The organism is Marinobacter sp. MA, assembly GCF_048298425.1.
Taxonomy (GTDB): domain Bacteria; phylum Pseudomonadota; class Gammaproteobacteria; order Pseudomonadales; family Oleiphilaceae; genus Marinobacter; species Marinobacter salsuginis.
The window spans coordinates 3,429,354-3,451,971 of record NZ_CP103058.1; the positions used below are offsets into that span (position 1 = coordinate 3,429,354).

General features: G+C 58.5%; 19 protein-coding genes. 2 read left to right on the forward strand and 17 right to left on the reverse strand.

The window, feature by feature from the left end; genetic code table 11:
- Nucleotides 1-10: 10 nt before the first annotated feature.
- Genes NUW46_RS15945 through NUW46_RS15955 form a run of 3 tightly spaced genes read right to left on the reverse strand, consistent with a single transcriptional unit; the run spans nucleotide 11 to nucleotide 1,117 of the window.
- Nucleotides 11-448: an RrF2 family transcriptional regulator gene (locus NUW46_RS15945; protein WP_069184461.1), complete on the reverse strand. Its 438-nt coding sequence runs from the start codon at nucleotides 446-448 to the stop codon at nucleotides 11-13.
- A 28-nt stretch (nucleotides 449-476) separates the two neighbouring features.
- Nucleotides 477-845, reverse strand: coding sequence for a YbaN family protein (locus NUW46_RS15950; RefSeq protein ID WP_069184462.1), 369 nt, complete (start codon nucleotides 843-845; stop codon nucleotides 477-479).
- 47 nt (nucleotides 846-892) lie between these two features.
- Complete coding sequence (locus tag NUW46_RS15955) at nucleotides 893-1,117, reverse strand: hypothetical protein (protein WP_069184463.1); 225 nt, start codon at nucleotides 1,115-1,117, stop codon at nucleotides 893-895.
- Nucleotides 1,118-1,379: 262 nt separating this feature from the next.
- Between NUW46_RS15955 and NUW46_RS15960 the strand changes: the two genes are divergently transcribed.
- Complete coding sequence (locus NUW46_RS15960; protein ID WP_418140658.1) at nucleotides 1,380-3,671, forward strand: nitric-oxide reductase large subunit; 2,292 nt, start codon at nucleotides 1,380-1,382, stop codon at nucleotides 3,669-3,671.
- A gap of 145 nt (nucleotides 3,672-3,816) precedes the next feature.
- Nucleotides 3,817-4,809 carry a GTP 3',8-cyclase MoaA gene (gene moaA / locus NUW46_RS15965; protein ID WP_418140659.1) on the forward strand — a complete coding sequence of 331 codons (993 nt, stop codon included), beginning with the start codon at nucleotides 3,817-3,819 and terminating at the stop codon, nucleotides 4,807-4,809.
- 57 nt (nucleotides 4,810-4,866) lie between these two features.
- Here moaA and NUW46_RS15970 read toward each other — a convergent pair whose 3' ends face one another.
- From NUW46_RS15970 to NUW46_RS16035, 14 genes are all read right to left on the reverse strand, one after another.
- Nucleotides 4,867-5,403, reverse strand: a complete 537-nt coding sequence (locus tag NUW46_RS15970) for a nitrous oxide reductase accessory protein NosL (protein WP_418140660.1) — start codon at nucleotides 5,401-5,403, stop codon at nucleotides 4,867-4,869.
- Nucleotides 5,404-5,417: 14 nt separating this feature from the next.
- The gene (locus NUW46_RS15975; RefSeq protein WP_209400285.1) at nucleotides 5,418-6,248 is read right to left on the reverse strand and encodes an ABC transporter permease; all 831 of its coding nucleotides are present in this window, start codon (nucleotides 6,246-6,248) and stop codon (nucleotides 5,418-5,420) included.
- Complete coding sequence (locus NUW46_RS15980) at nucleotides 6,245-7,177, reverse strand: ATP-binding cassette domain-containing protein (RefSeq protein WP_418140661.1); 933 nt, start codon at nucleotides 7,175-7,177, stop codon at nucleotides 6,245-6,247. The genes NUW46_RS15975 and NUW46_RS15980 overlap by 4 nt, the downstream gene beginning before the upstream one ends.
- Complete coding sequence (locus NUW46_RS15985) at nucleotides 7,174-8,442, reverse strand: nitrous oxide reductase family maturation protein NosD (RefSeq protein WP_418140662.1); 1,269 nt, start codon at nucleotides 8,440-8,442, stop codon at nucleotides 7,174-7,176. The genes NUW46_RS15980 and NUW46_RS15985 overlap by 4 nt, the downstream gene beginning before the upstream one ends.
- Nucleotides 8,443-8,675: 233 nt before the next feature.
- A complete protein-coding gene (gene nosZ, locus NUW46_RS15990; protein WP_418140663.1) occupies nucleotides 8,676-10,571 on the reverse strand; it encodes a TAT-dependent nitrous-oxide reductase in 1,896 nt (631 codons plus the stop codon).
- 63 nt (nucleotides 10,572-10,634) lie between these two features.
- Nucleotides 10,635-12,734 carry a transcriptional regulator NosR gene (nosR, locus tag NUW46_RS15995; RefSeq protein ID WP_418142050.1) on the reverse strand — a complete coding sequence of 700 codons (2,100 nt, stop codon included), beginning with the start codon at nucleotides 12,732-12,734 and terminating at the stop codon, nucleotides 10,635-10,637.
- 157 nt (nucleotides 12,735-12,891) lie between these two features.
- On the reverse strand, nucleotides 12,892-13,293 hold the full coding sequence (locus NUW46_RS16000) for a ribonucleotide reductase subunit alpha (RefSeq protein WP_418140664.1): 402 nt from the start codon (nucleotides 13,291-13,293) through the stop codon (nucleotides 12,892-12,894).
- 36 nt (nucleotides 13,294-13,329) lie between these two features.
- Nucleotides 13,330-13,716: a putative zinc-binding protein gene (locus tag NUW46_RS16005; RefSeq protein WP_418140665.1), complete on the reverse strand. Its 387-nt coding sequence runs from the start codon at nucleotides 13,714-13,716 to the stop codon at nucleotides 13,330-13,332.
- 46 nt (nucleotides 13,717-13,762) lie between these two features.
- A complete protein-coding gene (locus tag NUW46_RS16010) occupies nucleotides 13,763-14,512 on the reverse strand; it encodes a Crp/Fnr family transcriptional regulator (protein ID WP_222465292.1) in 750 nt (249 codons plus the stop codon).
- Between the two features lie 348 nt (nucleotides 14,513-14,860).
- Complete coding sequence (locus NUW46_RS16015; RefSeq protein WP_418140666.1) at nucleotides 14,861-15,667, reverse strand: peptidylprolyl isomerase; 807 nt, start codon at nucleotides 15,665-15,667, stop codon at nucleotides 14,861-14,863.
- A 64-nt stretch (nucleotides 15,668-15,731) separates the two neighbouring features.
- On the reverse strand, nucleotides 15,732-16,409 hold the full coding sequence (narI, locus tag NUW46_RS16020; RefSeq protein ID WP_069184500.1) for a respiratory nitrate reductase subunit gamma: 678 nt from the start codon (nucleotides 16,407-16,409) through the stop codon (nucleotides 15,732-15,734).
- Between the two features lie 23 nt (nucleotides 16,410-16,432).
- Nucleotides 16,433-17,173, reverse strand: coding sequence for a nitrate reductase molybdenum cofactor assembly chaperone (gene narJ / locus NUW46_RS16025; RefSeq protein ID WP_069184477.1), 741 nt, complete (start codon nucleotides 17,171-17,173; stop codon nucleotides 16,433-16,435).
- A 10-nt stretch (nucleotides 17,174-17,183) separates the two neighbouring features.
- The gene (narH, locus tag NUW46_RS16030) at nucleotides 17,184-18,758 is read right to left on the reverse strand and encodes a nitrate reductase subunit beta (RefSeq protein ID WP_062781173.1); all 1,575 of its coding nucleotides are present in this window, start codon (nucleotides 18,756-18,758) and stop codon (nucleotides 17,184-17,186) included.
- On the reverse strand, nucleotides 18,755-22,498 hold the full coding sequence (locus tag NUW46_RS16035; protein WP_418140667.1) for a nitrate reductase subunit alpha: 3,744 nt from the start codon (nucleotides 22,496-22,498) through the stop codon (nucleotides 18,755-18,757). The genes narH and NUW46_RS16035 overlap by 4 nt, the downstream gene beginning before the upstream one ends.
- Nucleotides 22,499-22,618: the final 120 nt, after the last annotated feature.

Below are 22,618 nucleotides of genomic sequence, written 5' to 3' on the forward strand. Positions count from 1 at the left end.
GCTGGCCGGATCAGGCTATCTGAAGCAATCTCAAAAGCTGGGGTCTGTGCTGATCCTGGATAACGTCGGCCAGAGTGTATTTGTCGAGCACTTCCAGAAAAGCCTTCAGAGCTTCACCAAACATCGATTTCAGACCACAGACGGGAGTTATCTTGCAGGCATTCTTGGAGGAAAAGCACTCCACGATGCTCAGATCCTGTTCGGTTTCCCGAACCAGAATACCGATACTGATGTCAGAAGGGGAACGGTGCAGGCGCATGCCTCCTTTCTTGCCCCGGATGGTTTCAATGTATCCCTTCTTGTTCAACTGATGCACCACCTTCATAAGGTGGTTCTTGGAAATGTCGTAGCTGTCGGCGATTTCCTGAATGGTGGCCAGACGATCACCCTGAACTGCCAGATATATCAGTACTCGAAGTGAATAATCCGTGTAGCGGGTGATGTGCATTCAATACTCCAGTTATTGTCACAATCGTTCAGTAAGAAGGTCGGGTTAACAGATAGCAGGCTGTGCCACACAGAAATACGCCAGAGATACCCAACACCACTCCGGACGCCCCAAGCGCAAACAGCATTCCCCAACTCAGCGCCATCATGCTGCAGGCCAGCACCTTCGCCCGTGCCGGCACGGCTCTGCGTGTGCGCCACTGATCAATGGCCGGACCAAACCTGGGATGGTCTTCAAGCCACTTGGCAAAAGCCGGAGACCCCTTGCTAGCGAAAAATGCAGCCAACAGAACAAAAGGCGTCGTGGGCAACAGTGGAAGCACGACACCAGCGGCAGCCAGCGCAACAGACATATACGCAAGAATTCGGAATCCGGTTTTCCCAAAACGGTCGCCCATTGCGGGGTTCTCACCAAGGTTGATAACTGCATCTATTCTACCGGGATTCAATGAACAGGTCTGCCCAAACGGCTCAGAAAAACCAGACGCGCCACATAGGCCACCTTGACACCAACTGCAAAAACCAGGGTTCCGATGTGCGCGGCAATTTGCACAGAGAGCAACAGCGCGTCCGCAAGCGGGTAGGCAAGCAGAATCGTAGCCAGCAAACCGAAGACGGACAGTCCGAGAGCACCGTTTGCTGCGAACAGCCATTTTTCATAGTCAGCCATGACAAACCTCTTTAACATTTACTCTAAATGCATTTTAATGATATGACCACTTCCTCAGAAAATCAAACCGGAGAGGTTCACCTGCTCTTCTCAGAAGCTCTACGGGCAATACCTCATCGGATATACCCATAAATTAAATTTGACACCTGAAATGCACCTAATCAAAATCCCGCCATAAAGATTTATTTTGTATGAATGTTAAAGAGGAGAAGTTTCATGAAGTTCAAAGAAGCCTACACAAGCCGACTGGAGGGAGCGCACCATGGCTAAATATCGCCGCCTGTGGTTTTTGCTGATCGGAATCCTGGCAGTAACTTTCACGCTACTGGGGTATTTCGGTGCGGAGGTGTATCGCGAAGCACCGCCAATTCCGGAGCGGGTTGTATCCGCCGATGGCGACACCCTGATGACCGGGGAAAGTATTCTTGATGGCCAGACAGCCTGGCAGTCCGTCGGGGGTATGCAGCTTGGCTCAATCTGGGGCCACGGCGCCTACCAGGCACCGGACTGGACCGCCGACTGGCTGCACCGGGAACTGCAGACCTGGCTGGAAATCGCTGCCCGGGAAGAGTACGGACAGAACTGGCACAGCCTCAGCGGGCAACAGCAAAACGCCCTGCAGTACGCCCTGAAAACCGAGTACCGCACCAACACCTACGACGCCGCAACCAGCACCCTGCACCTTTCCGAGCGCAGGGTCGAGGCCATTGCCGAAACCGCCGACTACTACAGCCGACTGTTCAGCGATGCGCCGGAACTGCAGTCTACCCGTGAAAACTACGCCATGAAGGAAAACACCCTGCCCAGCGCCGAGCGTCGGGAGCGGATGACCGAGTTTTTCTTCTGGACCGCCTGGGCCGCCGCTACCGAGCGCCCGGACAGTGACGTTACTTACACCAACAACTGGCCCCACGAGCCGCTGATCGACAACCGGCCAAGCGGCGAGAACGTGGTATGGTCGTTGATCAGCGTGGTTCTGCTGATTGCCGGTGTCGGTGGCCTGATCTGGGCCTGGGCCTTCCTTCGCAAAGAGGACGAGGAGCCTGAGGCGCCAGTCCAGGACCCGCTGACTGCCGTTGGCCTCACGCCCTCCCAGAAGGCACTGGGCAAGTATCTGTTGCTGGTGGTTGGCCTGTTCACCTTCCAGGTAATGCTGGGTGGCTTTACCGCCCACTATACGGTGGAAGGTCAGGGCTTCTACGGCATTGAAACGTCCGAGTGGTTCCCCTACTCCCTGATGCGCACCTGGCACATTCAGTCGGCCATGTTCTGGATTGCCACCGGCTTCCTCGCCGCCGGCCTGTTCCTCGCCCCCATTATCAACGGCGGCAAGGATCCCAAATTCCAGAAACTGGGTGTCGATGTGTTGTTCTGGGCACTGGTGGCTGTGGTTGCCGGCTCGTTTATCGGCAACTTCCTGGCCATCAACCAGATCATGCCGGCCAACCTCAGCTTCATGCTGGGCCACCAGGGGTATGAGTACGTCGACCTGGGCCGCCTCTGGCAGATCGGCAAGTTCCTCGGCATCGTGTTCTGGCTGGTGCTGATGCTTCGCGGCATTGTGCCCGCCCTGCGACAGCCCGGTGACAAGAACCTGCTGGCCCTGTTGACTGCGTCGGTCGTTGCCATCGGCCTGTTCTATGGCGCTGGCTTCTTCTACGGCGAGCGCACCCATATCTCGATCATGGAGTACTGGCGCTGGTGGATCGTCCACCTGTGGGTCGAAGGCTTCTTTGAAGTGTTCGCAACGGCGGCCCTGGCGTTCATTTTCTGCAGCATGGGCCTGGTATCCCGCACGGTGGCGACAGCTGCCAGCCTGGCTTCCGCCAGCCTGTTCATGCTCGGGGGTGTACCCGGCACCTTCCACCACCTGTACTTCTCCGGCACCACCACACCGGTCATGGCAGTGGGCGCCACCTTCAGTGCACTGGAAGTGGTACCGCTGGTGGTCCTCGGCTACGAAGCCTGGGAAAACTGGCGCCTGAAATCCCGTGCCCCGTGGATGGAAAATATCCGCTGGCCGCTGACCTTCTTTGTGGCCGTAGCCTTCTGGAACATGCTGGGTGCCGGCGTGCTCGGGTTCATGATCAACCCGCCCATCGCGCTGTATTACATCCAGGGGCTGAACACCACGCCCACCCATGCCCACGCAGCCCTGTTCGGTGTCTACGGCTTCCTGGCACTGGGCTTCGCACTGATGATCCTGCGATATATCCGCCCGCGCATCGTCTTTGACGAGCGGCTGATGAAAGTCGGCTTCTGGTGGCTGAACATTGGCCTGGTTCTGATGCTGTTCACCAGCCTGTTGCCGGTCGGGTTCATCCAGTTCATTGCCAGCGCCAGCGAAGGTCTCTGGTACGCACGCAGCGAAGCCTTCATGCAGAGCGATATCCTGCAGACCCTGCGCTGGGTAAGAACCATTGGCGACGTGGTCTTCATCGTCGGCGCCCTGGCCGTCACCTGGCAAGTGGTGAAAGGGGTCTTCTTCCCGGATCTCGAGCCGGTTGCCCTGGAAACCGATGAAAAGGGCGCTGCCAGCGAGCTAAGCGCCTGATCAAACAGAGGAGGGGCCAGGGACGGCCCACTCTGGAATACCGGATGGGAGGCTTACCTCCCGAGGGGTATCGGAATTGGTGATCTGATCTGTAATACTTGGTCTATAATCAGGTTAAAAAACAATCGGCAACAGGACCAACCCGATGCCCCAGAACAAGCTGACAGACCGTTTTGGCCGCACCGTCAACTACGTGCGTCTGTCCGTCACCGACCGGTGTGACTTCCGCTGCGTGTACTGCATGGCCGAGGACATGACTTTCCTGCCCCGTCAGCAGGTTCTGACGCTTGAGGAAATCGCCCGCGTTGCCCGCAACTTTGTTGATCTGGGTACCGAGAAAATACGCCTGACCGGCGGCGAGCCCCTGGTTCGCAAGGATATTCTGGAACTGGTCAAGGAAATCGGCACCTACGGGCTGCGCGATTTCGCCATGACCACCAATGGCAGCCAGCTACCTGCCATGGCCGAGCCCCTGCGCAAGGCCGGTATGCATCGCCTGAACATCAGCCTGGATTCTCTGGATGCGGATAAATTCCACAACATTACCCGCACCGGCAAACTCTCCCAGGTGCTGGACGGCATTGATGCTGCCCGGGAGGCCGGCTTCCGCGGCATCAAGATCAATACCGTGGTGATGAAAGGCCGCAACGATGAAGAGGTCCCCGATTTGGTCGAGTTCGCCCGGAAGAAGAACGTGGACATCACCTTTATCGAAGAAATGCCCTTGGGTGAGATTTCGGAGCATGATCGTGGCCTGGCCCTGTGCACCAGTGAGGAAGTGCGGGACATCATCCGAAAGCACCACGAGCTGGTGCCTGCCACCGAGGATACCGGCGGTCCTGCGCGTTATTACCGCATGGAAGATAGCAAGACCCGGGTCGGTTTCATTTCACCCCATTCCCACAACTTCTGCTCCACCTGCAACCGAGTGCGGGTAACCGTCGAAGGGCGGCTGCTACTGTGTCTGGGCAACGAGCACTCGGTGGATCTGCGCCGCGTGCTGCGGGGCAATCCGGTGACCGATGACAAGCTGCGGGAGACCATCATCAACGCCATGGATCTGAAGCCGGAGCGGCATCACTTCTCCAGCAATGGGGATGTGCAGATTCTTCGGTTCATGAACATGACTGGCGGTTGAACAGCCAGCACAAAAAAGGGGTCAGATGAAGGCTTTCATCTGCCCCCTTTTTCATTTCTAGTGATCCATTCCACCCATACTGTGCATTGCCATGCCGGAATTCAGGTGATCCATCGTGATCTCCGGGAAAGCCATAGTCTCTCCGCCGTATTCCATTGCAAACTTCTCGGCTTCGGCCTTTGCTGCAAAGGAAGCTAGCGTTGGGCCCATGGCTCCCTTGCGGTTGGAACCGACAACATAGAAGGCTTCGCGGGCGTCGATCAGGGCGATGTCGTCCGGGCTTGCCCACTCGGTTTCGGCCATGTCGTGTACGTACAGGGTATGATTGCGGTTAACGTTCTCTGGCTGGAGCGCCCACGCGAACATGTCCCGGGTGGAGCAGAATTTGCGCACGTGCTGGTCCTTTTCGGTGATCGCCTGGCCCTTGGGACCGGGGAAGTTGGTAATGACCATGCCGCAGACGTGGCACTCGTCGCCGGTTGCGAAATTGACCGGGGCGGCTTTGGCAGTTGTTTGTTCTTCGCTACCTGAGCAAGCGGTCAATGCGAAGGCTGCCAGGGCGACCAGGAGCCAGTTGGATTTACTTCTGTTCATCGGGATAACTCCGTTCAGATACGGCGGTTTCGGAAAAGTAACAGAGCGCCTGCCAGCGGGATGGCAAACCACAACACCAGGCCAATCCACAGGCCTGCGGCGCCGACGGGCAGATCGGCGCCAAGGCTGAGCACGCCACTGAGCTGGGCGCTGTCGCCAAAGGCAACGATATTGAGCAGGCGGTAGATATCCGTGGGGTTAAGCATCAACAGCCAGGGCAGCAGTTCCGCGCTGAACTGGCCTTCGCTGGCCACCAGGGTACCCAACAGCATCAGGTCGAAGATCAGCACGAAGAAGAACCAGATCGCCAGGGCCAGGCCGGCGGCGATGGGCTTTTCGCTGACCCGGACACTGATCACATAGGCAAGGGCAATAAAGCCCCACCCCAATAGCACGGTAGAGCCGATGAAGCGCAGCATGGCTGCCGCGAGACTGGCGATGGCCACGTCTTCGACCAATACCGCAATGGCCACGCCCGCTACGCCGAAACCAATTACGGTGGCCAGCGCGAGGGTCAGACCATGGCCCAGAAACTTGCCGAGTAGCAGTTGGCTCCGACTCAGTGGGTAGGTCAGCAGCAACAAAAGGGTTCCGCCCTCTTCTTCGCCCACGATGGCGTCGTACGCCAACAACAATGCGATCAGTGGAATGAGGAAAATCCCGAGGCTCGCGAGGCTGGCAATGGTGGCCGGCGTGGAGGCATACCCCACCTGCCCCGACGCTGCGGCGCCAAACCAGGCGATGCCCAAAGCCAGGGTCGCAAACACCAGGGAAATGGCCATCAACCAACGATTGCGCAGGCTATCGCTGAGTTCTTTTCGGGCAATGGTCCAGATACTGTTCACTGGCTGCCTCCCCGGTGGGCCAGGCCACCAGAACCGATAAAGTGCACGTAGATGTCCTCCAGGCTGGGCTGATGAATGCTGATATCGGCCACTTCCCCCGAGGCCATTACGGCATTCAGCAGCGTCATCTTTTCCCTCGGCTGCACATCTACCTGCAGGCGCCCGCTGTCAGTCCTGAGGATCAGGCCGTTGTTACTCGATGCCCTGTCAATTGCCTTTTCCAGCGCCGAGATACTGTTCGCGGGTTCCAGAGACAGGGTTACCGGCATGTTCGCCTGCCGCCTCAACGCGGCCAGATCCCCAGCAGCCTTCAGCGCACCATTGGTAAGAATGGCGGCACGATCAATGTAGGGCTCGACACCGGGCAGGACGTGGGAACACAGCACAATGCCCGTGCCCCCATCTCGCAAATCCCGTAGCAGCCGGTACAGGTCTGCCGTGGCGACCGGATCCAGTCCAACGGTAGGCTCATCCAGCATCAGCAGCTTGGGCTCGCCCAGCAGCGCCTGAGCCAGACCAAGACGCTGGCGCATGCCCTTTGAATAGGTCTTGGTACGGGCATTCATGGCATCGCCCAGGCCCACCTGTTCAAGCAGTCGGGGCACTTGCTGCAATGACGCACCTTTCAGCCGGGCAAAATGGGTGAGAATCTCCCGCCCGGTCAGCTGCGGATAAAACATCACATTCTCTGGCAGGTAACCGATATGCTGGCTCACCTGCGGATCTCCGGCGTGACCACCCAGCACGGAAACCGAGCCCTGATTGGGCGTCATCAACCCCAGGATCAGCTTGATGCACGTTGTCTTTCCGGCCCCGTTGTGACCAAACAGTCCCAGGATCTCGCCCGGCTCCAGGCGCAGATCAATTCCGTGCAGCACCGGGCTCTTGTCGTACCGGTAACTCACATTTTCAAGGTAAAAACAGCTCATCGGATCTCCGGTTGAAGCTCTGCGGGCATCCGCATCAGAGGGTGGGAATCGGTGACACCGGCGGCCTTGACCACCGGAAACGCATCCTGCACCCAGCGCAGGGTATCCACCGCCGGGCTGAACATCAGAACCTTGGCTTCCGGGTATTTCCACAGCAGCCGGTCCACGTTGTCATTGGGCTCATAGGGCACATCGCCAACGCCATCCTGATTCCGGTCCCAGCCCAGGTAATCACTCCAGAAATTGCCGCTATTCCCTTTCGACCACTCCTGGGTGCGGGTGGCCACATACTTGACCTGCCGCTGATTGTTCACGAACGCATTGCCAAAAACCTCGTTGTCTTCCGAGCCCGCCGTCAGGTGAATGCCGATATTACTGTCAGCGAAAACATTGCCCTCAAACGTGTTGTACAGGGAGTTATAGATAAACACCGCCTTGCCTTCGGCGCCCTCAATCGCAACACCAGCTGTCTGCCCCTGGGACACCCCCGTCACCACATTCCCCCGCAACTCTGACTGGGTAATGAAATTCATCAGAATCCCGTAGTTCTCATCATTCACCGACCGGTTGTTGATCACCGTCAGACGCTTGCTCTGCATCAGCGCATAACCCGTTCGGGTGTTGCGGGTAACGTTGTTCTCCAGCAGATTGTTCATCGAGTACATGTAATGAATGCCATAACGCAGATCCGCCATCTCATTGCCGCGGATCGTATTGTTATTCGCCGTCTCGATATAGATCGCATCCCGGGTCTGACGAATGTCATTACCCTCAATCAATGCCCCCGTCGTATTGAACAGATGAATCCCGTTACCCCGGTCATTCGGACGCAGCGAGTCATCACCTCGAATCGTATTATTGCGAACCGTCACATCCGGCGTTGCATCGAGCCACACCCCAAAACCCGGCCCCTCTAACCGGTTGTTCTCCACCACGGCACGACGCGCCTCCCGGGCCACAAAAATCCCCGCATCCAGCTCGTTCAGATTGCTGCCCCAGTTGCGAACGGCACAGCTGGAAAACGTCACCCCCTCGGCGACGATATCCACCGCATTGCCCTGCCCGCCCGGGTCAATCACTGTTTCTTCATGACAAGACACAGACACCCCGGGCACCCGGATTGCCAGAGACGAAATCTGCTCAGGGGGAAGCTCAAAGCTCGCACCCGGTTCCAGGGCATCAAGCTGTTCTTGCAGGTCCGCTTGCGCGGTCAGCGATAACAGAGCGACTGTCAGGGCCACTCCATAACGCAACTGTGGATACATCAATGTCTCTCTATAAAACGAAAAGGTTGCAGAGGCCTGCACTCAAGCTTGGCGAACCAAGAGGGAAGCCCTTTCCAAAACTGTGCGGAGCCATGGATGGCGGAGCCCAAGCGCCACAGGGATGTGCCGCCAGGAGCGTGTTTTGGAAAGGGCTTCCCTCTTGGTTTGCTTCTCCGAAGTCGGTGGATGGAGTGCCGGGGCCCGTTCAAGAGCCCCGGCAAGCTAGAGACCTATCAGGCCTTCTCTACAATCATGCGACCGCGCATCTCCATATGCAGCGCATGACAGAACCAGTTGCAGTAGTACCAGTGCACCCCGGGACGATCCGCCTTGAAGGTCACTGAAGACGTCTGCTGCGGACTGATCTCCATGCTCACGCCATGGTTCACCATGCAGAAACCGTGGGTCACATCCTCAATGGTGTCCAGGTTGGTCACATACACCGTAACCTCATCACCCTGCTTCACCTTGAACTCAGTCATCCCGTACTGCGGCGCAATCGAGGTCATGTAAACACGAACCTTGTTGCCATCCCGGATAACCTTGTTGTCGGCTTCCAGAGTCACACCATCCTTCTTGGCCTGCTCAACAGCAGAGGCAAAGAACGGATCGTCGCGCTCGTAGATCTTCCGTGTCTTGATCTGATCACGACGTACAAGGATGCAGTCGTGGGGCTCAGCGAAGGTCGGGCCGTCGTGAACCAGCTTCATCTCCTCGCCGGAGATATCGATCAACTGGTCGTTCTCCGCGTGCAGAGGTCCAACCGGCAGGAACCGGTCCTTGGAGAACTTCGACAGTACCACCAGCCACTTGCCATCCGCATCCCGGGATTCGGTCAGGGACGCGTGGTTGTGGCCCGGCTGATAATGCACGTCCAGCTTCTGGCGGATGTAGTTCACATCCTCGCCGTTGTAGTGCCTGATGGCATCGGCAATGTTCCACTTGGCCACCTGGCTGTCGATAAACAGAGTGGTGTAGGCATTGCCACGGCCGTCAAAGGTTGTGTGAAGGGGCCCAAGACCCAGTTCTGGCTCGCCCACCACGGTATCCCGCGGCTCGATCTTGCCATCAAACAGATCATCCAGCTTGTCGATCGCAATGATGGTCACCGTCGGAGACAGCTTGCCGTTGGCAATGAAGTATTTGCCGTCCGGGGAGGTATTCAGGCCGTGCGGGTTCTTCGGAACCGGAATGTAGCGGGTCAGCTCCGAGCCGGCCCGACCGTCTACGACAGGCACCTTGGAATCACCCAGGGTCTTGTAGTTGCCATTCTTGACCGCCTGCTCAATACGCTCGATGTTGAACACCACCGCCCAGTCGCGATCGTTGCGCATGGTACCGGCCAGATCCAGCGCCTTCTCCGAGTTGTAGCAGGTGGAGCAGGCGTATTTGCCGGTGTAGTCGGCATCGGTGTTATCGAGGTTACCGTCAACAATCACCTGGAAGGCCACCTCCATGGTTTCCGCATCCAGGGCGTTAAACATGGTAAAGCTGCTCTCAAGGCTGGTGTCGCTGCCATCGTTCGGATGGGGAATGACATACTCGGCGTTGCAGAACACATACTTGGTCTTGGGCACCTTCTGAAGCCGCAGGCCGTGAATGGCCTGAACGTTCGGAATCGTGGTGATCTTGTCACACTTCATGATATCCAGGCGGATACGGGCAACGCGGGTGTTGGCCTTGTCGTTGATGAACAGGTATTTGCCGTCGTAACGACCGTCCGTCATGGAAATGTGGGGGTGGTGGGAATCGCCGTTCAGGTGGGTATTGTCATGGCCCAGAACGTCCTTGCTCTCGTTGCTGATACCCCAGCCCGTCGCGGAATCCACGTTGAATACGGGGATACGCATTAGCTCCCGCATGGAGGGTACGCCCAGAACCCGAACCTCACCGGAGTGACCACCGCTCCAGAAGCCGTAATACTCATCAAGCTCTCCCGGATGGATCACATATTTGTTGCGGGCCTCCTCGGCTGCGGCCGCGAATGCCTCACGGGACATTACCGCGGTGCCAAGCCCTGTTGCACCGGCGACACCCGCCAGAGCAGCAGCCCCCATGAACCGACGGCGACTCTGGCCGCTTTCCGGAAGCTCGTTCAGGTCTTTGGTCAGATCATCTCTTCTTTTCATAACATCCAACTCCGTTATTGGTAATGGCGGTTTACTTCTCATGCTTTCTTTTTTTGGGACTACTCAGGACACCTGAACCACGGGTATTTCCTCCGGGTGGCCCGGTGCATTATGACCACGGCGCTTACCGCGTCGCTTGACGATCAGCGGCGGGCACTTGTGGTCATCGAAATAGGTCATCTGGCAATCCAGGCAGTAATGGCATTCCATGTAGTTGATGTGCCCGTCCGGATGGATCGCCTGGACTTCGCACTCGTGATCGCACAGCCGGCAGGGGTTGCCACACTCCTTGCGCCGCTTGAGCCAGTCGAACACTCTCAATTTGCTGGGCAGCGCCAGGGCTGCACCCAGCGGACACATGTAGCGGCAGAACACCTTGCGGGTGAACAGGTTGACCACCAGCAACAGGACGGCGTAAGTCACGAAAGGCCAGCTACGATCAAACTTGAGGGTGATCGCGGTCTTGAACGGCTCTATCTCGGCCAGGCGCTCGGCGGTTGCCATGGAATCGAGGGACACCCCGAACAGCACCAGCAGGATGATGTACTTGATGGCCCAGAGCCGTTCGTGCACTGCAAAGGGCACGGTGTATTGAGGCACCTTCAGCTTCCGGGCAATTTCATTCAGCAATTCCTGGAGTGCACCGAATGGGCACAACCAGCCGCAGTAAACCGCCCGCCCCCAGAGCAGGACGATGGCAGCCACCACGGCCCAGAGGATGAACAACATCGGGTCGATCAGGAACGTGCTCCAACTGAACCCGCTGATCAGGCTATTGGCAAATGTGAGCACGTTGACGATGGACAGCTGCCCCATGGCGTACCAGCCGATGAAGAACAGCGTGTAGGTCAGAAAGGCGTGGCGAATCCAGCGCATCATCTTCGGCTTTTTCACCAGCCAGTCCTGGAAAAACAGGATGAACATCAGCACACCGATACCGATACCCAGCACCACAATCTGGAATTCCCGCTGGTACCACACCTGGACCCACATGGGCTGGCTCTCCAGCCATTCTTCCTCGGAGACGACAGGCTCCGGACGGGTGTAATACTGCTCCGGCAGCTGATACTCCAGCAGAAACACCTGGAATTCACTATCCAGGGGACCGGTCTGGCGCTTGACCGTGAGTTCGAGTGTCCAGGGGGTGCCGGGATCGAAGTTGTACTGCTGGCGAATAATGAAGATCGCCATCTCGGTGAATTCCGGCATGCCCTCGGCGTAGACATCGCTCAGCCGGTAGAAATCCAGGTCGCGGAAGTTGAAGGTGTCGCCGAACTGACGGATCTGGATGCGGTCGAAAATGCCACCGCGAACATAACCCGAGCCCTTGAAGGAGTACTCGCCGTTGGCCATGACGGCAATGGCGTGCTCGCCCTCCTCAAGCTCGGATGTCAGCCACTGGTACTGGCTCTCTCCCAGCAGGTTACGACCAATAGTCGGAACATCCAGGTAAGCGGTATACAGATCGATCAGTGGCTCATTTCGTTCTTCGGGCCCTGCGGTATCAACACCCTCGGCTTCCGTACCCTTGAAGGAATCATCCACCTGCCCCTTGGTGAGCAGCAGCCGGCGCACCGAGCCGTCTCCGGTCAGTTCCTCCCAGGTTTTCTGCTCGAAGGCCTGCTTGTCCACGGTAGCCAGCGGCGGACGGGTGCCGTCCTCGCCCTCGACCATACCCAGTTCCACGCCCACCCGATGGGCAGTACGCATGATCACTTCGTTGATGACCATTACGGTTACCGTGGCGCCGGACAGTCCGTCAACGGCTACCTTGCGCTCCGAGGACGTTCCGCCCACGGTTACCCGCTGGTCGGCTTTCAGGCCCGTGTACTGATCGGTAAAGGTGTGAAGCTTGCTCTCCGGAATACCCACCAGAAGTATGGGTTCATCGTGGTGGATGACCTTGGCGGCCTTGATGGTGCCTTCGGTATCCAGTACCACCAGGGCGTTGACGGGCTTGCCCGAGTACGCGGGTGTCTGGACAAAGTCCAGGGACTGATAGGCGTAGCCCACCAGTTCATCACGGGTATAGAGTTCCTGAATGGCTCGGTTGCCCTTCCGGGGGACAACCCGGGTGACTTCCGGGAAAGCCTGCCCGATGACCTGGCGACCGGCAACGGGCTCATACTTGGCCAAAGGCGCTGCATTCAGGGCCATGGCCATGATCGACGCGAAAAAGAGAACAGCGAAGCGGGAAAAAACGGACACAGAAGACTCCCTGAGAAAAAGCGCCTTATTGCTTCAGCCTAGGCAAATTAGAGGAAAATCAAATACCTCTTATTGAATACACCTGGCAGGTAAACCGATCGGATTCTCGCTGTCAGCCCAGGCTGACAGCGTTTCCCTGCGTATCGAGAGGGAGGTAATTATTGATATGACCAAGGCGGATGGACTCCACCATCATGGTCAATGGTTGCTGCGCTTCGTCAGTGGATGGAGGCGTGCCGCCCCGGCCAGACATGGCGGCAACAAACACCACGTCCCAGGACTGGCCCGTGGCCCGGGACTCTTCATGCAGCATCGCGAAATCCGGGGCTTCATCGGGGGTCTTGTCGACGCAGACTACCGGCGTCAGGGCGCCACCCTCGCCGCGCTCGAAGGCGGCTTTTTCTTCCGGGGAGGCCTCGTCCGGCAACTCTGCCCGGCAGAACACGAATAGCAGGCGCTGGGGCTCCTGCTGGCTGTAGGAGGCCTGAATCAGGTCACTGTAACTGCTGATCATTTTGGTGAATCCTTACTGGTACCGGGCCGCAGCGATTTACGCCTGGCGGGCAATGAGCTGGTCGTTTGATGCGAGCCTGCGAACTTCGTCGCACACTTCTGCCACGGCGTCTTCGCCGTAGCTCTGTCCATAACGTTTTTTGAAGCCGAAGTCGTAGAGCCGGACATGCTCATCCGGCTCGACACCGATGTTCTCGAGGCAAGCCCGGGCACAGTGCAGCGGGCAGCCATCAATAACCGTGATCGGGCGACCGGATCGGGCGGTTTTCACCAGGGACCGAACCTTGCCACCGACGCCCGAGATGCAGGACATTTCAAATTCGCCGGCATGGTCGAGCCTGACCGCCACATTGTTGGCCAGCTGCGCCACGTCGGAGCAGCCGGAACATGAGTAGATCAGTGGGCGCTGTTTTCTCGCGGTCACTTGTCCTCCCTTCCAGACGCCTGGAGGCTCGCTTTAATGTGGTTAGTTACTGACTGATCTCGATCAGTCGCTGGGGGTCTGAAATAAACAGTCGGCTACGGTTAACCCGCACCAGGCCGTTGGATTTGAGATCCGCCAGAATCCGGGAGAAGGTTTCCGGCTGCATGGCAAGTCTGGAAGCCACCAGGCACTTGGGCAGCGGCAACTCTACTTCTCCACCTTCCTCTGCGCCGTTGGGCAGCAGGTCGATCAGGTAGCGGATCAGGCGGTCACGGGCGTTCTGGACGGTCATGATTTCCAGGTCATGGAACCGGGAAACGGCGCGTTTGGCGTAATGCCGCAGCGCTGCCTGGGCGTATTCGGGGTTGCTTTCCAGCATGTCCTGATAGGCCTTGACCGGAATCATCAGCACTTCGCTGGATTTGAGGGCCTCAGCGTAGCAGGCATACCGGGGCGGATCGGCGTAGATCATGACTTCGGCGAAGCAGTCACCGGGGGCAATGCTGTCGAGGGTTCGGTCGATGCCGGAGGAGTCCAGGCGGTAAAGACGCAGGCGGCCGGAGATCACGAAGAAGAAGTGGTGCGCCGGCATATCCTGGCGGTAGAGCAGCTGGTGATGGCCAAGGCGGATTCTTCGGGATTGCTGGATCAGGTGCTGCAGATCTTTGCCATTAAGTTCCGAGAACAGTGGATGGCTGCGCAGGGCCTGAAGGCCGTCTTCGTCATCGAAAGGCTTGTTGACGGCGACGAGCACGGGTTTGGTGTAGCGGGTTTCGGCCGTTTGGGTCATTGCCATGGGTGTATCCTCTCTGCATATTCATGCATTCAAAATCATGATTAAAATAGTAGAAGGATACTGGGGGAAAATCGCTCCCCCCATGGGGGTAGTTGGGGGGTTATTCGGGAGTAATTGACCTAACTCAAAGTGTTCTGTTGCTAACTGATTTGAGCCGAAAAGACCAGTTTTGAGCGTTGCCCGCGGCGCATCGGACATAGAGCACAGGTTGGCAGCCAGTAGAGCTTCCCAAAACGCGCTCCTTGCGGCACGTCCCTGTGACGCTTGACTGCAGCCATCCATGGCTGCAGACAGTTTTGGGAAGCCCTACTGACCACCAACCTCCCGATCCTGGAGCCATACTTTCAATTACTGCATCAGGGGCGAGTCCGGGAGTTCCAGATCGACACCTTCTACACCCGTTTCCGCTGCCAGAACCTGCAGGTACTGACGGAATGCCCGTCTTGTGACGCTCTCGCTCAGGTACTGGCGGATCTGGGGTTTGACGTGCTCGTACGGGAGCTGCTGGCCGTCGATTCGCTGGTCGACGCGGACGATGTGCCAGCCGTAGCGGGTTTCGATCAGTTCCGGGTTCAGGCCTTCTTCCAGAGCGAGAACCGGGCGTTCGAATTCGTCGACGGTCTGGCCCTTGCTGATCTGGCCGAGGCTGCCGCCCTGGTGACGGGATTCGCAGGCGGAGTATTGTTTGGCCAGTTCGGCGAACTGGGAGCGGCCGTCGATAAGGGACGACAGTAACTGTTGGCCGGCTTCTTCCTGGCGGATGCGTTCCTGGACGTCGTCCGGGGCAGCGGCGAGGAGGATGTGGCTGACGGCCATGAGCGTGGGGCTGCGGAAGCGGGCCGGGTTGGCGTTGTAGAAGCGTTCGCAGTCCTGTTCGGTGGGCTCCGGAACGTTGAGCTCAAGTTCCAGAACGCGAGCAATGCGGTCTTCTTCGTCAGCGATGTCGTCGAGCTTGAGACGGTTGGCTTGCTGCAGGAGTAACTCGCGGATGACGAGGCTTTTGGCAGCTTCGTGCCAGGCTTCGGCGACTTCCTCGGCCGGGTGATGCTGCATTTCCCGGGCGATGTCGTCTTCGCCGATGAGGGTTTCACCCACATAGACCGGCGGGAACTGGTTTCTGGGTTTTTCGGCGTCGCCGACGGGGATGAGTTGCATAGCAATAACCTCAGGGAAGATGGGGTCAGATGAAGGCTTTCATCTGACCCCGTTTTCATTTACATCAAGCGCGCTTGCGTACCACCTGGTACTTCCGCCCGAAATACTCCACCGGCACGCTGAGCATGTGCACCAGGCGGGTGAATGGGAAGAGTACGAAGATGGTCAGGCCCAGGAAGATGTGGGTCTTGTAGATCCAGTGCACATCGGCGATGTAGCCGGCCACGCCGCCCTGGAGGGTGACAATGCCCTGGGCCCAGGCCGAGAACTTCAACATGGTGCTGCCATCCAGATGGCCCATGGTGGGCAGGATGGTCAGAAGGCCGAGTGCCAGCTGAACCACCAGAATGACGATGATCATGTTGTCCGCAAAGGTGCTGCTGGCCTTCACGCGTGGGTCGGTCAGGCGGCGCCAGGCGAGCATGCCGCCGCCGATGATCGCCATCACGCCTGCAATACCGCCGACGACGATGGCCATGACCTGCTTGGTGCCGGGGGTCATGAACGGCTCGTAGAAGGCGTGTGGAGTCAGCAGGCCCACCAGGTGGCCGAAGAAGATCACCAGCACACCCACATGGAACAGCACGCTGGCCATCACCATGTTTTTCTTGCGCAGCATCTGGCTGGAATGGGCTTTCCAGGTGAACTGGCCCTGGTCATAGCGTGCCCAGGTACCAATCACCAGAATCGCGAGAGCAATGTAGGGATAAACCCCGAACAGTAGTGTATTCAGATAGGACATCATTTCCGTTTCCTCCTGCGCCCTCAGGCGCGCCCTGCCTGACGGGGTGTTGCATCCGTCATCAGCTGATCACTCAGGTGAATGGTCTGGGTCTGTTCCAGTTCGCGGCGGCGTTGGCCTACAACGCTGCCGGTACTGCAGGAGCTGCCCTGATCATCAACAAATTTCACCATTTCCTCTTCCCAGACCTTGTCCAGAGCCTCCGGGGTATCGTCGCGTTCTTCCGCGGCGACAATCTCCGCAAGCTCCTGGCGGTTCGCGCTTCGACCGGACAGGGTCAGCAGGGAATCCATCACCACGTGATAGAAGCTTTCCCGTTGATACAGTCGCTCGCCCAGCAAACCCAGGATGTGGTGGATGTCCTCCAGCCAGTTCCGGATCTCGTCCCAGGGGCGGGTGGAGAGGTATTCCAGGAACAGCGGCAGGTAATCCGGCAGCTCCCGGGCGTCGATCTCCAGACCGTTGGTACGGTACTCCTCCATCAGGTCCACCATGGCCTGGCCCCGGTCGCGGGATTCCCCGTGCACGTGTTCGAACAGCAGCAGGGATGTCGCCCGACCCTTGTCGAACATGCCCACGTAGTTCTCCTGCATGTCCAGCAGGTCGCCATCGCAGATCATTTCCACGCAGCGCAGCAGTTGCTCCTTGTTCTGCCTCGGCAGCCGGCTGTCCTCAAGGACAGCGGCTACCAGGGCGTCTTTGGAGGCCTGGAGTTCTTCGGTCGGGTACTCGAGCACCCGTGCCAGTACTTTCAAGAGTTGCATCTCGGCCTCCTTATTCCTGCAGCTGTTTCGGGTCAACCTGCTTCACGGTCGACAGCTTCTGGACCATGCTGGTGGTCTGCTTTCGGCCACCGAACATGTTGAACTTGCTGTCGCCGTTGCAACCTTCACCGAAGCTGAAACCACAACCGTTGCGCTCGCCGTGGGCGGTGGCATCGGGGAAGGCTTCCTTCGCCAGCTCGCGGTGGCTGGTGGGAATCACGAAGCGATCCTCGTAGTTGGCGATGGCCAGGTAGCGATACATTTCGTCCGCCTGGGCCTTGGTCAGACCGGCTTCCTCAAGGGCGCGCAGGTCTTCCTTGCCTTCAACGGTTTCAGCACGCTTGTACAGGCGCATGGCCATGATCCGCTTGAGAGCCAGCACAATCGGTTTCTCATCACCGGCAGTGAGCAGGTTGGCCAGGTACTTCACCGGGATCCGCAGGCTTTCGATCTTCGGCAGTACGCCGTCGAACTCGACCTTGCCGGCCTCCGCCGCAGACTGGATCGGGCTCAGGGGCGGAACGTACCAGACCATGGGCAGGGTGCGGTATTCCGGGTGCAGCGGCAGGGCCAGTTTCCAGTCCACCGCCATCTTGTACACCGGGCTTTGCTGGGCCGCTTCGATCACGTTCATCGGAATGCCATCCTTCTTCGCCTGCTCGATCACTTTCGGATCGAACGGGTCGAGGAAGATTTCCAGCTGCTTCTCGTACAGCTCGTGCTCGCCCGGGGCGCTGGCCACTTCCTCAATGCGGTCGGCGTCGTACAGCAGCACGCCCAGGTAGCGAATCCGGCCAACACAGGTCTCGGAGCACACGGTGGGCATACCGGCTTCGATCCGCGGGTAGCAGAAAATGCACTTCTCGGATTTGCCGGTTTTCCAGTTGAAGTAGATCTTCTTGTACGGGCAGCCGGAGACACACATCCGCCAGCCACGGCACTTGTCCTGGTCGATCAGGACGATGCCGTCTTCCTCACGCTTGTAGATGGCACCGCTCGGGCAGCTGGCCACACACGCCGGGTTCAGGCAGTGCTCGCACAGGCGCGGCAGATACATCATGAAGGTGTTCTCGAACTGCCCGTAGATATCCGCCTGCACCTGGTCAAAGTTCTTGTCCTTGCGGCGCTTGGCGAACTCGGTACCGAGAATCTCTTCCCAGTTCGGGCCCCATTCAATTTTCTGCATGCGCTGGCCGGAAATCAGCGAGCGCGGCCGGGCAACCGGTTGATGCTTGGTATCGCCAGCGGTGTGCAGGTGCTGGTAATCGAAATCGAACGGCTCGTAGTAGTCGTCGATCTGGGGCAGATCCGGGTTGGCGAAGATGTTCGCCAGTACCCGGAAACGGCCACCGATCTTCGGGCGGATCTTGCCGGAGCTATCGCGCATCCAGCCGCCCTTCCACTTGTCCTGGTTCTCCCACTCTTTCGGGTAACCGATACCTGGCTTGGTCTCAACGTTGTTGAACCAGGCGTACTCCATGCCTTCGCGGCTGGTCCAGACGTTTTTGCAGGTGACTGAACAGGTGTGGCAACCAATGCACTTGTCCAGGTTCAGCACCATGCCGACTTGGGAACGGATTTTCATTTTACAGCCTCCTGAACAGTGTCATTGCCTTCACCGTCGAGCCAGTCGACGTTGTGCATCTTGCGGACCACTACGAATTCGTCGCGGTTGGAGCCAACAGTGCCGTAGTAGTTGAACCCGTACGAATACTGGGCGTAACCGCCAATCATGTGGGTCGGTTTCGGGCATACCCGGGTAACCGAGTTATGGATACCGCCCCGGGTGCCGGTGATTTCAGAGCCGGGAACGTTCACGATCCGCTCCTGGGCGTGGTACATCATCACCATGCCGGGCATCACGCGCTGGCTGACCACGGCCCGGGCCGCGATGGCGCCGTTGGCGTTGAACAGCTCGATCCAGTCGTTGTCTTCAATCGCCAGTTCTTTGGCGTCGTCCTCACTCAGCCACACGATGGGGCCACCGCGGGACAGGGTCAGCATCAGCAGGTTGTCGCTGTAGGTGCTGTGGATACCCCACTTCTGGTGCGGCGTGATCCAGTTCAGCGCTTTCTCGGCGTTGCCGTTGCTGCGCTGGTTGAGCATGCTGCCCACCGCCTTGGTGTTGATGGGCGGACGGTACACCAGAAGGCTTTCACCGAAGGCACGCATCCACTCATGGTCCTGGTAGAACTGCTGACGACCGGTCAGGGTGCGCCAGGGGATCAGCTCATGCACGTTGGTGTAGCCGGCGTTGTAGGACACATGCTCGTCTTCCAGGCCAGACCAGGTGGGGCTGGAGATGATCTTGCGCGGCTGCGCCACGATGTCCCGGAAGCGGATCTTTTCCTCTTCCTTGTTGGTCGCCAGGTGGGTGTGGTCCAGACCGGTAATGTCAGACAGCGCCTGCCAGGCCTTCACCGCCACCTGGCCATTGGTTTCCGGAGCCAGGGTCAGGATCACTTCCGCCGCATCAATCGCACTTTCAATTTTCGGGCGACCCGCGTTGGCGCCGTCGATGTGCTTGTAGTTCAGGTCACCCAGGAACTTCACTTCTTTCTCGGTGTTCCAGTTGATGCCCTTGCCACCGTTACCCAGCTTGTCCATCAAGGGACCGAGAGAGGTAAAGCGCGCGTAGGTGTTCGGGTAATCCCGCTCAACGGTCATGAAATTGGGCGCGGTTTTGCCCGGGATCAGGTCGCACTCGCCTTTCTTCCAGTCTTTCACATCAAACGGCTGGCCCAGTTCCGCTGGCGCATCGTGCAACAGCGGTAGTGTGACCACGTCTTTCTCGACACCCAGGTGGCCTTCGGTGGCTTTGGAGAACGCCTTGGCAATGCCCTTGTAGATCTCCCAGTCACTGCGTGCTTCCCAGGCCGGATCGGTGGCCGCGGTCAGCGGGTGAATGAACGGGTGCATATCCGAGGTATTCAAATCATTCTTTTCGTACCAGGTTGCGGTCGGCAGAACGATGTCCGAATACAGACAGGTGGTAGACATGCGGAAGTCCAGGGTGACCAGCAGGTCCAGCTTGCCTTCGGGCGCTTCGTCACGCCATTTCACTTCCTGGGGCTTGGCACCACCTTCGTGGCCCAGGTCCTTGCCCTGCAGGCCGTTCTTGGTGCCCAGCAGGTACTTGAGCATGTACTCGTGGCCCTTGCCGGAGGAGCCCAGCAGGTTGGAGCGCCAGATGAACAGGTTGCGCGGGCAGTTCTCGGGTGCTTCCGGGTCCTCGCTGGCAAAGGCCAGGGAGCCATCCTTCATGGATTTGGCCACATAGTCGGGCACTTCCATGCCCGCCTTCTCCGCTTCAGCGGCAATGGTCAACGGATTGCGGTTCAGCTGTGGTGCCGACGGCAACCAGCCCATGCGCTCGGCGCGCACGTTGTAGTCGATCAGGCTGCCACCAAACTTCGACTTGTCAGCCAACGGTGACAGGATCTCGTCCACGCCCAGCTTCTCGTAGCGCCACTGGCCAGAGTGGGCATAGAAGAAGGAGGTGGAGTTCATGTGCCGGGGCGGACGCTGCCAGTCCAGACCAAACGCCAGCGGCTGCCAGCCGGTCTGCGGGCGCAGTTTTTCCTGGCCGACATAGTGGGCCCAGCCACCGCCACTCTGGCCGATACAGCCACACATGATCAGCATGTTGATCAGGCCGCGGTAGTTCATGTCCATGTGGTACCAGTGGTTCATACCGGCACCCACGATAACCATGGAACGGCCCCTGGTCTTGTCGGCGTTATCGGCGAACTCACGGGCAATGCGGATCACTTTCTCGGCGGGCACGCCGGTGATCTTTTCCTGCCAGGCCGGGGTGTAAGGCTTCACTTCGTCATAGGAAGTGGCGCCGTCGTCGTCGCCCAGACCACGACTGATGCCGTAGTTGGCAACCATCAGATCGTAAACGGTGACAACGCGGCCTTCGGAGCCATCCGCCAGCTGTACCTTGCGGGTACCCAGCTTGTGCTTGAGCACATCCTTGATTTCAACGTGCTTGAAGTGGTCATGCTCGATACCACCGAAGTACGGGAAGGCAACGTCCACAACCTCGTCGTGCTTCTCGACCATAGAGAGCTGCAGGTTGACGTCTTTTTCCTTGGCGGTCTGCTTGAGGTTCCACTTGCCCTTCTCGCCCCAGCGGTAGCCGATGGAGCCGTTGGGCGCGGTCAGTTCACCAGACGCCTCATCAATGGCAATGGTTTTCCATTCCGGGTTGTTCTCTTCACCCAGTCCGTCCACCAGATCGCTGGCGCGCAGGAAACGGCCCGGCACATAGCTGCCGTCGTCCTTCTCTTCCAGCATGACCAGGTAGGGCATGTCGGTGTAGCGGCGTACGTAATCGGTGAAGTACTCACTGGGCTTGTCGACGTGGAACTCTTTCAGGATCACGTGGCCCATGGCCATGCCCAGAGCCGCATCGGTACCCTGCTTGGGGTTCATCCACTCGTCGGACAGCTTGGAGACTTCGGCGTAATCCGGAGTAATGGCGACGGTCTTGGTGCCCTTGTAGCGCACTTCGGTAAAGAAGTGGGCGTCCGGGGTACGGGTCTGGGGTACATTGGAGCCCCAGGCAATGATGTAGCCGGAGTTGTACCAGTCCGCGGACTCGGGGACGTCGGTCTGCTCACCCCAGGTTTGGGGGGAGGCCGGCGGCAGGTCGCAGTACCAGTCGTAGAAGCTCATGCAGACGCCACCGATCATGGACAGGTAACGGCTGCCGGCCGCGTAGGAAACCATGGACATGGCGGGAATCGGCGAGAAGCCGATGATGCGGTCCGGGCCATACTTCTTGGCGGTGTAGACGTTGGAAGCCGCGATCAGCTCGTTGACTTCATCCCAGCTGGAGCGAACGAAACCGCCCATGCCGCGACGAGGCTTGTATTCCGCCGTTTTCTTGGGATCTTCAACAATGGACGCCCACGCATCGACGGGATCCTTGTGCTCGACTTTTGCCGCGCGCCAGAGCTTCATCAGGTGCTTGCGCATCAGCGGGTATTTCAGGCGGTTGGCGCTGTACATGTACCAGGAATAGCTGGCACCACGGGGGCAGCCGCGAGGCTCATGGTTGGGCAGGTCCGGACGGGTACGGGGGTAATCGGTTTGCTGGGTTTCCCAGGTTACCAGGCCGTTCTTGACATAAATCTTCCAGCTGCAGGAGCCGGTGCAGTTTACGCCGTGGGTGGAACGCACGATCTTGTCGTGCTGCCAGCGCTGGCGGTAGCTGTCTTCCCACTCGCGACTGACTTCGTGGGTTTCGCCGTGGCCGCCCGCGAACGGTTCGCGCTTCTTCCTGAAGTAATTCAGTTTATCGATCAAATGACTCATGGTCTCTCTCTCCGTCTGCCGGATCGTTGCTCCGATTTGAGACCATTGTGTGTGAGAAAAACCGCGAAATCTGCGTGGTTACTACCTCATAACCCGCTTCTACCACCCAGGGGGTAGACG

Excerpts from the sequence above, each read along its gene's own strand:
- narH (WP_062781173.1), bottom strand. The coding sequence starts at position 18,758 with ATGAAAATCCGTTCCCAAGTCGGCATGGTGCTGAACCTGGACAAGTGC.
- NUW46_RS15950 (WP_069184462.1), bottom strand. The coding sequence starts at position 845 with ATGGGCGACCGTTTTGGGAAAACCGGATTCCGAATTCTTGCGTATATG.
- NUW46_RS15945 (WP_069184461.1), bottom strand. The coding sequence starts at position 448 with ATGCACATCACCCGCTACACGGATTATTCACTTCGAGTACTGATATAT.
- NUW46_RS16010 (WP_222465292.1), bottom strand. The coding sequence starts at position 14,512 with ATGGCAATGACCCAAACGGCCGAAACCCGCTACACCAAACCCGTGCTC.
- NUW46_RS15985 (WP_418140662.1), bottom strand. The coding sequence starts at position 8,442 with ATGTATCCACAGTTGCGTTATGGAGTGGCCCTGACAGTCGCTCTGTTA.
- NUW46_RS16015 (WP_418140666.1), bottom strand. The coding sequence starts at position 15,667 with ATGCAACTCATCCCCGTCGGCGACGCCGAAAAACCCAGAAACCAGTTC.
- NUW46_RS15970 (WP_418140660.1), bottom strand. The coding sequence starts at position 5,403 with ATGAACAGAAGTAAATCCAACTGGCTCCTGGTCGCCCTGGCAGCCTTC.
- NUW46_RS15960 (WP_418140658.1), top strand. The coding sequence starts at position 1,380 with ATGGCTAAATATCGCCGCCTGTGGTTTTTGCTGATCGGAATCCTGGCA.
- NUW46_RS16000 (WP_418140664.1), bottom strand. The coding sequence starts at position 13,293 with ATGATCAGCAGTTACAGTGACCTGATTCAGGCCTCCTACAGCCAGCAG.
- narI (WP_069184500.1), bottom strand. The coding sequence starts at position 16,409 with ATGTCCTATCTGAATACACTACTGTTCGGGGTTTATCCCTACATTGCT.
- nosR (WP_418142050.1), bottom strand. The coding sequence starts at position 12,734 with ATGGCCATGGCCCTGAATGCAGCGCCTTTGGCCAAGTATGAGCCCGTT.
- NUW46_RS16035 (WP_418140667.1), bottom strand. The coding sequence starts at position 22,498 with ATGAGTCATTTGATCGATAAACTGAATTACTTCAGGAAGAAGCGCGAA.
- nosZ (WP_418140663.1), bottom strand. The coding sequence starts at position 10,571 with ATGAAAAGAAGAGATGATCTGACCAAAGACCTGAACGAGCTTCCGGAA.
- NUW46_RS15980 (WP_418140661.1), bottom strand. The coding sequence starts at position 7,177 with ATGAGCTGTTTTTACCTTGAAAATGTGAGTTACCGGTACGACAAGAGC.
- narJ (WP_069184477.1), bottom strand. The coding sequence starts at position 17,173 with ATGCAACTCTTGAAAGTACTGGCACGGGTGCTCGAGTACCCGACCGAA.
- moaA (WP_418140659.1), top strand. The coding sequence starts at position 3,817 with ATGCCCCAGAACAAGCTGACAGACCGTTTTGGCCGCACCGTCAACTAC.
- NUW46_RS15955 (WP_069184463.1), bottom strand. The coding sequence starts at position 1,117 with ATGGCTGACTATGAAAAATGGCTGTTCGCAGCAAACGGTGCTCTCGGA.